Annotated in this window: 11 protein-coding genes and 1 pseudogene; 5 read left to right on the forward strand and 7 right to left on the reverse strand. The window is 47.9% G+C overall.

The window, feature by feature from the left end:
* Positions 1–73: 73 nt before the first annotated feature.
* The 3 genes from Q4A84_RS05315 to Q4A84_RS05325 all read right to left on the reverse strand — a co-directional run bounded on the left by Q4A84_RS05315 (position 74) and on the right by Q4A84_RS05325 (position 3,331).
* A complete protein-coding gene (locus tag Q4A84_RS05315) occupies positions 74–955 on the reverse strand; it encodes a carbohydrate kinase (protein WP_303087894.1) in 882 nt (293 codons plus the stop codon).
* 148 nt (positions 956–1,103) lie between these two features.
* Positions 1,104–2,459 carry an exodeoxyribonuclease VII large subunit gene (gene xseA / locus Q4A84_RS05320; protein WP_303087895.1) on the reverse strand — a complete coding sequence of 452 codons (1,356 nt, stop codon included), beginning with the start codon at positions 2,457–2,459 and terminating at the stop codon, positions 1,104–1,106.
* Positions 2,460–2,587: 128 nt separating this feature from the next.
* Complete coding sequence (locus tag Q4A84_RS05325) at positions 2,588–3,331, reverse strand: pseudouridine synthase (RefSeq protein ID WP_303087896.1); 744 nt, start codon at positions 3,329–3,331, stop codon at positions 2,588–2,590.
* 331 nt (positions 3,332–3,662) lie between these two features.
* Here Q4A84_RS05325 and Q4A84_RS05330 point away from each other — a divergent pair, with 331 nt between their 5' ends.
* From Q4A84_RS05330 to Q4A84_RS05350, 5 genes and pseudogenes are all read left to right on the forward strand, one after another.
* Positions 3,663–7,877, forward strand: a complete 4,215-nt coding sequence (locus tag Q4A84_RS05330) for a DUF6531 domain-containing protein (RefSeq protein ID WP_303087897.1) — start codon at positions 3,663–3,665, stop codon at positions 7,875–7,877.
* A 23-nt stretch (positions 7,878–7,900) separates the two neighbouring features.
* The gene (locus Q4A84_RS05335) at positions 7,901–8,260 is read left to right on the forward strand and encodes a hypothetical protein (RefSeq protein ID WP_303087898.1); all 360 of its coding nucleotides are present in this window, start codon (positions 7,901–7,903) and stop codon (positions 8,258–8,260) included.
* Between the two features lie 204 nt (positions 8,261–8,464).
* A pseudogene (locus Q4A84_RS05340) lies at positions 8,465–8,515 on the forward strand (hypothetical protein); the annotation flags it as partial.
* An 81-nt stretch (positions 8,516–8,596) separates the two neighbouring features.
* Positions 8,597–9,613 carry an RHS domain-containing protein gene (locus Q4A84_RS05345; protein WP_303087899.1) on the forward strand — a complete coding sequence of 339 codons (1,017 nt, stop codon included), beginning with the start codon at positions 8,597–8,599 and terminating at the stop codon, positions 9,611–9,613.
* A gap of 367 nt (positions 9,614–9,980) precedes the next feature.
* The gene (locus tag Q4A84_RS05350) at positions 9,981–10,337 is read left to right on the forward strand and encodes an energy transducer TonB (protein WP_303087900.1); all 357 of its coding nucleotides are present in this window, start codon (positions 9,981–9,983) and stop codon (positions 10,335–10,337) included.
* Positions 10,338–10,546: 209 nt separating this feature from the next.
* On the opposite strand, the gene lolD is transcribed toward Q4A84_RS05350, so the two are convergent.
* The 4 genes from lolD to Q4A84_RS05370 form a co-directional block, all read right to left on the reverse strand.
* The gene (gene lolD, locus Q4A84_RS05355; protein ID WP_303087901.1) at positions 10,547–11,227 is read right to left on the reverse strand and encodes a lipoprotein-releasing ABC transporter ATP-binding protein LolD; all 681 of its coding nucleotides are present in this window, start codon (positions 11,225–11,227) and stop codon (positions 10,547–10,549) included.
* The gene (locus Q4A84_RS05360) at positions 11,220–12,473 is read right to left on the reverse strand and encodes a lipoprotein-releasing ABC transporter permease subunit (protein ID WP_303087902.1); all 1,254 of its coding nucleotides are present in this window, start codon (positions 12,471–12,473) and stop codon (positions 11,220–11,222) included. Before Q4A84_RS05360 ends, lolD begins: the two co-directional genes overlap by 8 nt.
* A 158-nt stretch (positions 12,474–12,631) precedes the next feature.
* Positions 12,632–13,015, reverse strand: a complete 384-nt coding sequence (locus tag Q4A84_RS05365; protein WP_368389560.1) for a GIY-YIG nuclease family protein — start codon at positions 13,013–13,015, stop codon at positions 12,632–12,634.
* Between the two features lie 43 nt (positions 13,016–13,058).
* A complete protein-coding gene (locus Q4A84_RS05370; RefSeq protein ID WP_303087903.1) occupies positions 13,059–13,403 on the reverse strand; it encodes a hypothetical protein in 345 nt (114 codons plus the stop codon).
* Between the last annotated feature and the right edge of the window lie 170 nt (positions 13,404–13,573).

Consider the following 13,573-nt stretch of genomic DNA (forward strand, 5'->3'; position numbering starts at 1 on the left):
TACCGAATCAATCTATTCTAAACAGCAAAATGCCTGTCTGAACAATTCAGACAGGCATTTCATATTCACATCATCAAGCCGGATACATAAAATTCTCAATATCCTGCAAGCTGATTTCCGGATTGGCTCCGCGATGAGAAGCCACCATCGCCCCCAAAGCACAAGCAAAAGCCAAAGTTTCATCAGCGGAAGCATTGTTCAAAAGCTTGTAGGTAAAACCGGCCAGAAAATTATCGCCCGAACCAACCGTATCCGCCACCGATACCTTATAACCGCCATGATAAGTCCACTGGCCGCGGTCATAAAACACCGCGCCGTGCTCGCCCAAAGTAACACACAAGCGCTGGCAACCGTATTTTTCAGTAAGAAAATGAATGTTCTGCTCCAGAGAATGATATTTGGAGCCGGCTTCCTGCGCAATCTCGTAGAGTTCGCAGTCATTGAGTTTCACCACATCGGCCATGCTCATCATATCCAAAACACGATCGTAATCATAATGCGGCGGGCGCAGGTTAACGTCGAAAATTTTGAATTTGGCATGGCCGATAAGCTTATTCAAAGCCGCACGGGAAACTTCGTCGCGAGTCGCCAAACTGCCGAAAATGAAAGCATCCGATTCAGCAACGCGCCGGCAGGCCTCATCGCTGGCTTCAATGCGATCCCAAGCGCAGGGATAAACAATTTCATAGCGCGCGCTGCCTCGATCGGTCAGGGTTACTTTTACCAAGCTGGTTGCCTGCTCCTGATCGATTTGAATCAAATCGGCGTTTATTTTTTTATCCGCAACTTCAAGCAAAATGCCTTTACCGTCTTCATCATTGCCTATGCGGCTGATGATGGTTGCATCTGCACCCAAAGAGCGCAAACGGGTAACCACGTTCAAAGGCGCACCGCCTAATTTTTTACCGGTCGGGAAATCATCCCACAATACCTCGCCAAAGCTGGTGATTTTCATTTTGAATATCCTTATTTTGTGAAGCGAATTAAATCGCTCTGAATATAGCATAACTTCGGCAGATAAAAAGCCGCTTTACCGATTGGCGGCTTTGTGTTGCATCAAATGGCAGTTGATTTTTTCAGACAAGCATTATAATCAACCCGATTTACGACTCATCAAACAAATCCGGTTGCGCCGTTTCGCCCGCCACGCGCACATCGGTTTCCCCTTCGGCAAACACAATATGCAACTTTTGCCCCTGTTTCAACCCGGCCGCACTGCGAACCAACTGCCCGCGGCCGTTTTGCACCACGGAAAAGCCGCGCGCCAGAATATGCTGCGGCGACACCGCCTCCAATAAAGCCGCTTGTTTTTCCAAGCGCTGGCGGCAATGCGCCAAGCCGTTATACCGATTCTGCAGCAAAGCAGCCTGCAAAACCGACACTTCACGTTTATAAGCCGCCACATCCGGTCTGAAATAGGCCAACTGCTGCCGCAAACGCGTCCATTTTTGCTCGCTAAACCGATAATGGTTGCGCATTGCCGAACCCAGTGCATTATCCAGCGCCTTAACCTGCATGCGCTGGCTCTCCAGCTTCTGGCTCGGATGGCGGATTTGGCGGGCAAACCAGTCTACTTTCTGGCTCGCATCGTAATAACGCTGCTGCAACGCCGCTTTCATGCGCCCTTGCGCTTGCGCCAACTTATGCAGTGATTCCATCCGATTGGGGCTAACCAATTCCGCCGCAGCGGTCGGCGTCGGCGCGCGCACGTCCGCCACAAAGTCCGTCAGCGTAAAATCCGTTTCATGCCCTACACCGCTGACTACCGGAATCCGACACGCCTCAATCGCGCGCACCACCACCTCTTCATTAAACGACCACAAATCCTCAATACTGCCGCCGCCGCGGCACACAATCAAAACATCCGCCTCGCCGCGCGCCGAAGCCGTTTGCACGGCCTGAGCAATCTGCAATCCGCTGCCTACCCCCTGCACCATCGCGGGATACATAATCAGCGGAATTTCCGGCGCGCGACGCCTGAGCGTAGTCACCACATCGCGCAAAGCCGCGGCGGCCAAGCTCGTTACAATGCCGATTGTCTTCGGATGTTGCGGCAACGGTTTTTTCCGTTCCACCGCAAAAACACCTTCCGCCTGCAACTTGGCCTTCAATTTCTCATAGGCCTCGTAGAGCTGCCCCAAGCCTTTCAGGCGCACCTCATTTACCGTAATCTGAAACTCGCCCCGCGCCTCATAGATGCTGATTTTCCCTGTCAACTCAATATGATCGCCCTCTTTCAAAGGCGCGGCAAGTCTCGCCGCCACGCCCTTAAACATAGCGCAGCGCACCTGCGCACGGCTGTCTTTCAATGAAAAATAATAATGCCCGCTCGCCGCGCGGGTCAGATTGGACACCTCCCCCGCCACCCACAAGCCAAAAAGATTCTCTTCCAGCAATCTTTTCGCCAGAGCGTTGAGTTCGGAAACGGAAACAGCAGTAGCAAACAGTGAATCAGGCATAAGATTTAAAACAATCTAAATTTTAAATTGAGAAAGATTATATAGTGTATCAAAATAAATTTCCGCAAGCCGGACAAACCATAAACAATGCCTGTCTGAAATTTTTCAGACAGGCATTTGGCTGGCAATCAAAACGACTCATCATGCCGCAGATAGCGCCATTTGCCCGGCGGCAATCTGCCCAGTTTCACTTTGCCCATGCGGATGCGTTTCAGGCCGGTAACGCGTAATCCGACCAGCTCGCACATACGGCGAATTTGGCGCTTCTTGCCTTGTGTTAACACAAAGCGAAGCTGGTCTTCATTCTGCCATTCTACTTTGGCAGGCTTGAGTTTTTCGCCGTCCAGGCTTAAACCGTGATTAAGCAAACGCAGGCCTTCGGCACTAAGCATGCCTTTCACGCGTACCAGATATTCTTTTTCAATACCGCTGTTTTCACCGATTAACTTTTTAGCAATGCGGCCGTCTTGCGTAAGCACCAGCAAGCCGACCGAATCAATATCCAGGCGGCCCGCCGGCGCAAGGCCGAAGCGGTGTTTTTCATTAAAACGAATGCGGCCCGTATCGCCATCCCAATGATTTTCCGGCGTAATCAGTTCGGCGGCAGATTTATAATCTTTTTCAGCCTGCGCGCTAACATAGCCTACCGGCTTGTTAAGCAAAATGGTTACCCTATCCGCTTGCTTTTCATGAACCTGCTTGTCAAGATCGATGCGGTCGGCAGGCGTTACTTTCTGGCCGAGTACGGCGGTTTTGCCATTGACCTTTACCCAGCCTTGCTCGATATAGCTATCTGCCTCGCGGCGGGAACACAAACCGAGCTCAGACATTCGTTTGGAAAGGCGTAAAAGTTCTTGCGTTGGATTTGGCATAATTTCTTCGGAAGCGGTATATTAATCAAGTGAGGCACCATTATAGCCGAGAAGGCAGGCCCATCAGTGAAAATACAAAACACGGCCGGCAAAAACTGCCCGAAACGCCAAAACAATAGCGGCTTAAACCACGCAAAAGCAGACACCAAATCGCAAACCGAAAGATAGCCAGCTTGCTTGAAAACCATTTTTCAGTCAGGCATTTTGAAGCAGTAAATATTTCTTCCGACTACGGAACAAAACATCGTTTAAAATGTCATAACAAAGAGCGTTTACGGCCAAACCCGCCACCCCGAAATGATTTATCTTTCATAATCGGAGCATCCCAATCATGACCAAGTCTAAGTTCGGCAACACCTTCGGCATTCTGATTCCTCAGGTCGGCCCGCCCGCGATGCCCTCCATGCTTTCAGCTAATCCGCCCGAGCCTTTACAAACCGACACCGGGCCGATTGAAGTGGTTGAGGCTGTTACCGATGTGGCTTCGCAAGCAATGGACTTGATGGCACCCGATTCTCAGGCTGCAGGGGCGATGGATGCGATTTCCAACGCACTTTCTTTATTGTCGATGGTGCCCGGCAAACCCGGCCCTGTTCCGCCCCCAGCGCTAAATTTTGGCGGCGGCGGCTTTGGCCTCGGTTTCAACGGAGGCTTTGCCGACAAAGGCAAGCCCAAAGGTAAAATGGGGCGCCCTTCTCCCTCAAGCAAAGGGCGTTCTAACAATAATGGCAAAGGCGAATGTCCCACTTGCAAGGTGGGCGCTTCAGTCGGCAAGCCCGTCAATCCCGTGCTCGGCATCAAAGTTTTGGCCGATGAAACCGACTTTACCCTCGATTCCCCGCTGCCGCTTATCTGGAGCCGCAGCTACTTCTCCGATCAATACGGCAACGGTTGGCTGGGACAAGGCTGGTCGCTGCCTTTTTCCATGCGGTTGGAGCGTATCAACGAAGGCTTTCTTTATATCGACGAACAAGGCCGAGAAATTACCCTGCCCAATATCGACGACATTGACGACTCAGATGACGATACCGATATAGACGACGATGCCGAATCTGCAAGCCTGTCTGAAAAACCCAAATCCGCTCGCCCTGCCTTCGACCCTGAAGACCCATTCGGTTTGGAAAACGCCTACTACGATTCCGCCGAACAAATCTATTTCTCCCGCCTTTCCCCCAACCTTTATCAAATCGCCTCGCCCGACGGCAGCGCCCGTTTATGGTTTGCCGCCGTTTCCGGCCATTCCGTTTACCCGCTCGTCGCCCAGCTCGACCGCAACGACCGCCATATCCGACTGCTCTACGGCGACAACGGCCTGCCACACAGCATTATCGACGGCAGCGGGCGGCAAGTTACGCTCAGCTTCCATTCCATTGAGCTCGATGACGAGATGATCGGCGAACACGATGTATTTATCGGCAAAGACAGCCGCCCTTATGCCAACCGTTTGTGCAGCGTCGCTTTCTCCGGCCAAACATTGGTTGAATACCGCTACGATAAGCGCGGCGACCTGATTACAGTACACGGCCGCGACGGTAAACGGCTGCGCGGCTTCGCCTACCGCAACCACATCATGATTGAGCACAACCAGCCCGACGGCTTGGTTTCCCGCTACGAATACGATGCTTACGACACCGGCGGCAAAGTGCTTAGAAACCTCGTCAACACCGGCGAAGAATGGGCTTTCGAGTACCACAGCGATTTCACCCGCGTAACCGACACGCTCGGCCGCAAGGAAGACTACGGCTTCGACAGCCGCTATGAATTAATCTGGCACACCGATGCCCTCGGCCGACGCAGCGAAACTGAGCGCGACGAAGACGGCTTGGTTACCGCCGAAACCGACCCGCTCGGCCGCACAACCCGTTACAACTACAACCGTTACGGCAACTTAACCGCCATCACCTACCCCGACGGCGGCTTTGCCGAAATCGAATACGACCCCGATCTGAAACTGCCCGTGGCCGTTACCGAGCGGCTCGGCCACCCTACCCTCTATCAATACGACGAGAAGGGCAACCTAACCGCCGTTACCGATCCGGCCGGCAACATCACCCGTTACCATTACAATGCCCAATGGCTGCCCGATGCCATTACCGATGCCCTAGGCAAAAACAAAACCTTCGAATACGACCAATACGGCCAGCTCATCCGCTACACCGATTGCTCCGGCGAAACCACCACTTTCGGCTATACCGAACTGGGCGACATCCAACGCATCACCGATGCCCTCGGCCATACCACCGTTTACCATTACGACACAGCCGGCAACCTCGTACGCACCGACTATCCCGACGGCAGCAGCGAAAGCTACGCCTACGACCTGCTGAACCGGCTAACCGCCTACACCGACGGCCTCGGCGCCACCACCGCTTACGAGCTGGCAGTCGACGGCCTGCCGGTCAAACGCACCAACGCACTCGGCCACAGCTTCGGCTACCGTTACGATCCGGCCAGACGCTTAAGCACCCTCATCAATGAAAACGGCGCCGAATACCGCTTCGATTACGATGCGGTTGACAACTTAACCCGCGAAACCGGCTGGGACGGCAAAATCACCGGCTACGCCTACGATGACGCCGACCAGCTCTCCGAACAAACCGAATACGGCCGCCTCGATTCAGACAGGCATTCCGATGCACTGCCCGAAATTCACAATCTGCACCGCTTTACCCGCGACCGCCTCGGCCGCCTGATTGAAAAAACCAGCCGCCGCATCAACGGCCGCGGAAAATCCGAAGCCTACAGCCGCACCCGCTTCGAATACGATCCCTTCGGCATCCGCCTGAGCAAAGCCCGCAACGCCCACAGCAGCGTCGCCTTCGAATACGACCCCGACGGCCGGCTTATCAGCGAAACCACCGTTCACAACGGCCAAAACAGCACCCTGCGCTACCAATACGATGCGCTGGGCAACCGCACCCAAACCGTTCTGCCCGACGGCCGCACTATCAATTACCTCTATTACGGCAGCGGCCATTTGCACCAGATCAACCTCGACGGCGAAATCATTTCCGACATCGAACGCAACCGCCTGCATCAGGAAATCAAACGCAGTCAGGGTGCATTAACCAGCCTCTACGAATACGACCCGATGGGTCGCCTCAAAAGCCAAACCGCCACCGTCAACGGCACCTTGCAAAACAACGGCAAACTGGCTCATCTGGTCGGCGGAGCGGTTAAACGAAGCTACCGTTACGATAAAGCCGGCAACCTGATTCAATCCACCGACCAGCGCAGCGGCGTATTGAATTATGTTTACGACAAAATCGGCCGCATCAAAGAAGCGGGCAAAGAGCGTTTCGCCTTCGATCCTGCCAACAATATCCTGTCTGAAAACGATAAAGCCCACCTTTCAGACAGGCATCTCTCCGGTGGCAACCGCCTGGAGCAATACAACGGTATCCGCTACACCTACGATGCGCTCGGTAATCTGATCTACCGCGAACTGCCGAACAAAGAAACCCAGTATTTCAAATACGATACCGAAAACCAGCTCGTTTACGCCTCAATTAAAAAACGCGATGGTGAAACACAGGTCTGGGAATATGCCTACGATCCGTTCGGCCGTCGCCTGAGTAAAGAGCGAACCGACGAAGGTGCGTTATCCTCAACAGAGCCGAAGCGAACACATTTCGTGTGGGATGGCAGTCGGCTACTGCAAGAATACAATTACCGCGGCAACTATACCTACATTTATACCGATCAGGATTCTTACGAACCCTTGGCACAGATATTCGTCAATAATCAAGATGAAAAGCCCTATTTAAGCTATTTCCATAACGACCAAATCGGCATTCCGCGAGAAATGACCGACCAATTCGGCAATCTCTTATGGTTCGGCCAATACACCGCTTGGGGCGACCTGCAAGAAGAAACCCGCGCCTACCCGAACGCCCATCAGCCGTTCAGGTTGCAAAACCAATACTATGATGCCGAAACCGGATTGCATTACAATCTGATGCGCTATTACGAACCGAACTGCGGCCGGTTTGTGAATCAAGATCCGATCGAGTTATTGGGTGGAGATAATCTTTATTGGTTTGCGCCGAATGGGCAGAGTTGGGTCGATCCTCTGGGATTAATGGGTTCAAAAGAAGAAGTAACAACTTTTTACCATGCAGGAAATTTACAAGGAGCAATTGATCCTAGTAGAGGAAGAACGAACTTAGACTTTAATCCTTCTGGGAGAGGTGGTTTCTATGTTACAACCGATCGTGCCCAAGCAGAAGCATGGGCTAAAAAAAGAAACCTACCATCTATTACGCAATTTGATATACCAAATGCTGAACTAGATAAACTGGATATTAAAACTTTTAGCTCTAACGATTCTGAATGGGGATATTTTGTAACAAAAGGAAGAAACGGCACTTTAAGTCACAGTCATGACGCCGTTAGAGGACCAATGTTGGCAAACCCAAGAGATATAAGAAGAGGAAAAGCACCGAAACAAATAGGTTCTCAGTTTGCTATTTTCACGAAAAAAGCAGCAGATTTATTCAATAAGTTTAAAGGAAAAACTATCCCAATGGGTAAAGGATGCCCTTAAATATTGGGCACTAAGGAAATAATATGTTTAAAAATGCTAGAGATAATATAGAATTTATTAACAAAGAAACTAATGAAAAACTCGTTTTCCATAGAAGAACATGGTTATGTTCAATATTTGGCATACTAACTCATTATTTAAGATATACATCGGATTACGCACAAAAAATGATACAAGACTCTACATTATGTTCTGAAACAGGTCTTGATTTCTACTCTGCCGCTATGCTATGCCATGAAGATGAATATCATTGGGCCATGATTATTGCACATGGAGAAAGCTATTGGACAAAAAATTTTAATCCAGAGCTTCCAGAGGATTATGATGATTGGCTAATGAATTATAAAAATAAATACAATCTAAAACTCAATATATGTGATTAAACCTTCATAAACGGATCTATAACTTTGATCATTAAGGCATCAGAAAAAGCAAATTGAAAAAACCAGCCGCCGCATCAAGGGCCGCGGTAAGGCCAAAGCCTAAGCCGAACCCGCTTTGAATACGATCCTTTCGACATCCGGTTGAGCAAAGCCCGTAACGCCCACAGCAGCGTCGCCTTCGAATAAGACCCCGACGGCCGGCTTATCAGCGAAACCACCGTTCACAACGGCCAAAACAGTACTCTGCGCTACCAATACGATGCGCTGGGCAACCGCACCCAAACCGTTCTGCCCGACGGCCGCACTATCAATTACCTCTATTACGGCAGCGGCCATTTGCACCAGATCAACCTCGACGGCGAAATCATTTCCGACATCGAACGCAACCGCCTGCATCAGGAAATCAAACGCAGTCAGGGTGCATTAACCAGCCTCTACGAATACGACCCGATGGGTCGCCTCAAAAGCCAAACCGCCACCGTCAACGGCACCTTGCAAAACAACGGCAAACTGGCTCATCTGGTCGGCGGAGCGGTTAAACGAAGCTACCGTTACGATAAAGCCGGCAACCTGATTCAATCCACCGACCAGCGCAGCGGCGTATTGAATTATGTTTACGACAAAATCGGCCGCATCAAAGAAGCGGGCAAAGAGCGTTTCGCCTTCGATCCTGCCAACAATATCCTGTCTGAAAACGATAAAGCCCACCTTTCAGACAGGCATCTCTCCGGTGGCAACCGCCTGGAGCAATACAACGGTATCCGCTACACCTACGATGCGCTCGGTAATCTGATCTACCGCGAACTGCCGAACAAAGAAACCCAGTATTTCAAATACGATACCGAAAACCAGCTCGTTTACGCCTCAATTAAAAAACGCGATGGTGAAACACAGGTCTGGGAATATGCCTACGATCCGTTCGGCCGTCGCCTGAGTAAAGAGCGAACCGACGAAGGTGCGTTATCCTCAACAGAGCCGAAGCGAACACATTTCGTGTGGGATGGCAGTCGGCTACTGCAAGAATACAATTACCGCGGCAACTATACCTACATTTATACCGATCAGGATTCTTACGAACCCTTGGCACAGATATTCGTCAATAATCAAGATGAAAAGCCCTATTTAAGCTATTTCCATAACGACCAAATCGGCATTCCGCGAGAAATGACCGACCAATTCGGCAATCTCTTATGGTTCGGCCAATACACCGCTTGGGGCGGCCTGCAAGAAGAAACCCGTGCCTACCCGAACGCCCATCAACCGTTCAGGTTGCAAAACCAATACTATTTAGTAAAAATTTATCTGTATCAATTTTACAACTTTAAAATAAAAAATATTCGGTCTTTATTTTAGATATTCGGATATTTTAAACATGACAAAAAATGTCACCTTGCCTTAATCTATTAAACCACACACATTGATTAAAAATATAATTAATTATTTTTAAATAAAAAAATAATAAGCATCTTAAAAAAAAATAATTACCTGACGTTAATTGTCAACTAATAGCAAACTGCGTCATAAGTAAAATACCATTTATCGTGTTTTTACTGCGACTTTTATAAAGTCTTTGACTTTTTTCTAATTGCACAATTAAAAATTTATAGGCACAATACGCCTACCAAAACAAGAAACGGAACGTTCTTTCTAAACTGAATGGTTCGTTTAATAAATTTAAATTCAACATTACGTTAACATATATTATTTACGGGGTTTTATCATGTTTATTCGCAAAATCGTTTCTACTGCATTAGTTGCAGTTGCTCTCTTCAGTGCTCAAAGTGCTTCAGCAAGCAGCATACAATTTTTCCAAAAAAATTCTGAAATTACCGCCGCACATGCTCAAATTAACGGCAAATTGGCCGTCAGAATGACCATTAATGCAGATGGTTCAATCCAAGACGTTCGTGTTGCCCGCAGTAGTGGTAATTCGGAAATCGATCGTCAAGCCGTACTTTGGATGCAGGCACAAACGCTCCGCCCTGCAACCGTAAACGGTGTGAATCAGGCTTTTCATGTCGTTAAAGAAATCAAATTCTCCAACACCGATTCCATGCAGCTGGGCATGACCAAATAAGTTTTCTAAGATCCATCTTAACCTTTGGAACTAGGTATAAAAGTTCTCTTTGTTGTTATCATTGTGTATTCTCTCTGTTTAAGCGCTTTCCTCGTTTGGAAGCGCTTCTTTTTTGCATTCCGGGCGAAAATATAAAATAAAGCCTGTCTGAAAATGAAATAAAAACAATCTTTATCATTTTCAGACAGGCATTGGCTTTTCAGCAAATTTTACTTGCCGATTAACGAGCCTTCTTTCATCATCATGATTTTATCAAAACGAATGGCTAGTTCATCATCATGTGTAACCACCACCAGGCTGGTTCCCAACTCTTTTTTCAAATCAATCATCATATCCAAAACATTCTGTGCATTTTTCCGGTCAAGATTACCAGTAGGCTCATCTGCCAAAACACATTTCGGATTAGTTACCAAAGCACGGGCAATAGCTGCTCTCTGACGTTCTCCGCCAGAAAGCTCACTCGGGCGATGTAGCATCCGAGCCTTCAAACCGACTTTATCCAGCATTTGAACGGCCCTCTCCTCAGCTTCAGCTTTAGGCTTTTTACCAATCAGAAGCGGCATCATGACATTTTCCAATGCAGAGAATTCTGGTAGCAAATGATGGAATTGGTAAACAAAACCAAGATACTGATTGCGTAAATGACCTAATTGTTTTTGGCCAAGTTTGTCCAACTCCTGCCCCATCAGCGACACATTACCCGTCGTCGGCATATCTAAGCCGCCGAGAATATGCAACAGCGTAGATTTTCCGCTGCCCGACGCTCCGATAATACTAACGCTTTGCCCTTCACTTACCTGAAAATTCAAATTTTTCAACACTTGAACATTCAAAGCGCCGTCATCATAACTTTTACCGACATTCCGGCAATCCAAGATTAGATTACTCATAGCGCAATGCCTCCGCAGGTTGAATTCTTGAAGCGCGCCAACTCGGATATAAAGTTGCCAGAAACGCCAACGACAAAGAAATTGCTGCAATGACCATCACATCATGCGGATTAACATAACTTGGAACATAATCGATAAAATAAAATTGCGGGTTCACAAGCTGGCGGCCGGTTAATTTCTCAAAAAAGCTGATAATTTTTCCAATATTTACCCCTAGCAATACCCCGAACACCACGCCAATTAGGGTTCCGAAAAAACCGGCAAATGCGCCTTGCACCATAAAAATTTTCATCACTCCGGAAGGCGGCAGCCCTAGCGTGCGTAAAATGGCAATATCCGCTTGCTTTTCAGTCACGGCCATCACTAATGAAGATACCAAATTGAATGCAGCAACCGCAATAATCAAGGTTAAAATAATAAACATCATGCGCTTTTCCAGCTCTACCGCTTCAAAATAGCTCCGGTTGGAAAAAGTCCAATCGCGCACCCAAACTTTCCCTTTCTCTGCAGCAGGAATCAGTTTTTGAGTAAAATCAGGCGCATTCTGCGGGTCGGCCAGTTTCAGCCTTAAGCCGTTTACCCCGTTTTCACCCATACGATAAAGCGTTTGTGCATCTTTAAGATGAGTCAAAGCCAATGAATTATCCACTTCAAAGACACCGGTTTTCACAATTCCAACCACATTAAATTGCTTCAAGCGCGGCACCACTCCGGCAGGCGTAACGTTGCCTTCCGGTGTAATAACTGTCACTTTTCCGCCTTTTTCCGCTCCCAAAGCTTCGGCCAAACCCTCACCCAGAATAATATCGAATTCGCCTTGTTTGAGATCGTTAAAACTGCCAACGCTCATTTTATTACTGTAATCAACAACTTTTTTCTCTTCGTCCGGCAATATTCCGCGTATCTGTACTCCACGCACCTCTCCCGCATTAGCAAGTAAAGCTTGATCTGCAATATAAGGAGCGCTAGCCAATACCTCTTTTTTATCTTTCACATATCGACGCAAATCCTGCCAAGTTTCGCCGTTACCCATTTCAAAATAACCGATTTCCGCATGCGGAGCCACGTTCAACAACGCACCCCGTATATCTTTCTGAAAACCAGCCATTACCGAGAGCACTACTATCAAGGCCATAACGCCCAGCGCGATACCGGCAATAGAAATCAAAGTAATAAACGACATAAAACCGTTGCGCTTCTTTGCTCGTAGATAACGCAAACCAATCCAAGTTTCTAAAGAAGCCATTTGTATAGGCCGCCTTCCTTTGCTTAAAAACAAACGCGCATTGTACCGTAAATCAAGTTAAATCGGTTTAAGGCATAACTCACTGCCATTAATCATTCAGCCTACCCGTTTTCATACTTCTGAAAACAAGCTCCCTTTCGCCTGCATCTTTGCATGTTTCATGAAGATATGTTGATTTCACGCCCGTTTATCCATAATTTCTGTTTTTCCAATACTTTCAATTTTTTTATTCGCGCTTCTAATTTGCTCGCTGCTTGGCGTGATAAATCTTCATAAATTAACCGCATTTGCAAAGGCTTGCGCAATCGAGTGTATTTAGCGCCCTTCCCTGTCAGATGAGCGGCAAAGCGTGCCGCAGGCCGGTTACTAATTCCGCAATAAAGCGAGCCGCCTTCACACAAAATCAGATAAACGCACCAAACTCCGGATTCAACTATTTCTAAAGGGTTGCTTTGTATTAAAAGAGTAGGAAAATCAGACATAGAAATATTAATAATATCAATATATTGTGCACAGCAAACAACAGCCGCATAAAATAACAAAAGGCACAGGGGTTACAGCAACAATACAAAGCCCCCCTAACAATTAATCCAATAATTGCAGTATCTTGTTCCGATTAACTGATAATACGCCTTTCACGCTTTTAAAAAATTCAACAGCATCCTGCATGGTTTTATTTTTAGGTATGGAAACTGAAACACCTTGCAACATATGATACTGATAGACAATGGAAGCATCGTAAGCTTTAGCTGCAGCCAAAATAGGTTCCTTTCCAATTTCAGCATCATAAAAAATAATCAAAACCCGATCGGCTTCAGTTTCCTGCAATTGAATAACCGATGATTCGGTATTCACCGTAGCCGCCGTGGAACCGGCGCAAGCGCTTAGCATTGCCATGCAGCCTAAAACTGAAAGGTTTCTCATATTCATTTCAACATCTCGGATTATTGATTTTTCAGACAGGCATATATTCCATCGACTACCCATTGAAGTTGACTAAAAGGGAAGCTGCCGTATCAAACTCTAAAAAACAATTCAATGGCAAAATCCATCGATACAAAATAGTTGAGATTTAACAGCAGCCATCGCAAATAACAAAA

The organism is Neisseria sp., from assembly GCF_030527965.1.
Taxonomy (GTDB): domain Bacteria; phylum Pseudomonadota; class Gammaproteobacteria; order Burkholderiales; family Neisseriaceae; genus Neisseria.

Bases quoted from the DNA above. Each gene is read 5' to 3' on its own strand.
- lolD (WP_303087901.1), bottom strand. From the start codon at position 11,227: ATGAGTAATCTAATCTTGGATTGCCGGAATGTCGGTAAAAGTTATGAT.
- Q4A84_RS05315 (WP_303087894.1), bottom strand. From the start codon at position 955: ATGAAAATCACCAGCTTTGGCGAGGTATTGTGGGATGATTTCCCGACC.
- Q4A84_RS05330 (WP_303087897.1), top strand. From the start codon at position 3,663: ATGACCAAGTCTAAGTTCGGCAACACCTTCGGCATTCTGATTCCTCAG.
- Q4A84_RS05350 (WP_303087900.1), top strand. From the start codon at position 9,981: ATGTTTATTCGCAAAATCGTTTCTACTGCATTAGTTGCAGTTGCTCTC.
- Q4A84_RS05370 (WP_303087903.1), bottom strand. From the start codon at position 13,403: ATGAATATGAGAAACCTTTCAGTTTTAGGCTGCATGGCAATGCTAAGC.
- Q4A84_RS05335 (WP_303087898.1), top strand. From the start codon at position 7,901: ATGTTTAAAAATGCTAGAGATAATATAGAATTTATTAACAAAGAAACT.
- xseA (WP_303087895.1), bottom strand. From the start codon at position 2,459: ATGCCTGATTCACTGTTTGCTACTGCTGTTTCCGTTTCCGAACTCAAC.
- Q4A84_RS05325 (WP_303087896.1), bottom strand. From the start codon at position 3,331: ATGCCAAATCCAACGCAAGAACTTTTACGCCTTTCCAAACGAATGTCT.
- Q4A84_RS05360 (WP_303087902.1), bottom strand. From the start codon at position 12,473: ATGGCTTCTTTAGAAACTTGGATTGGTTTGCGTTATCTACGAGCAAAG.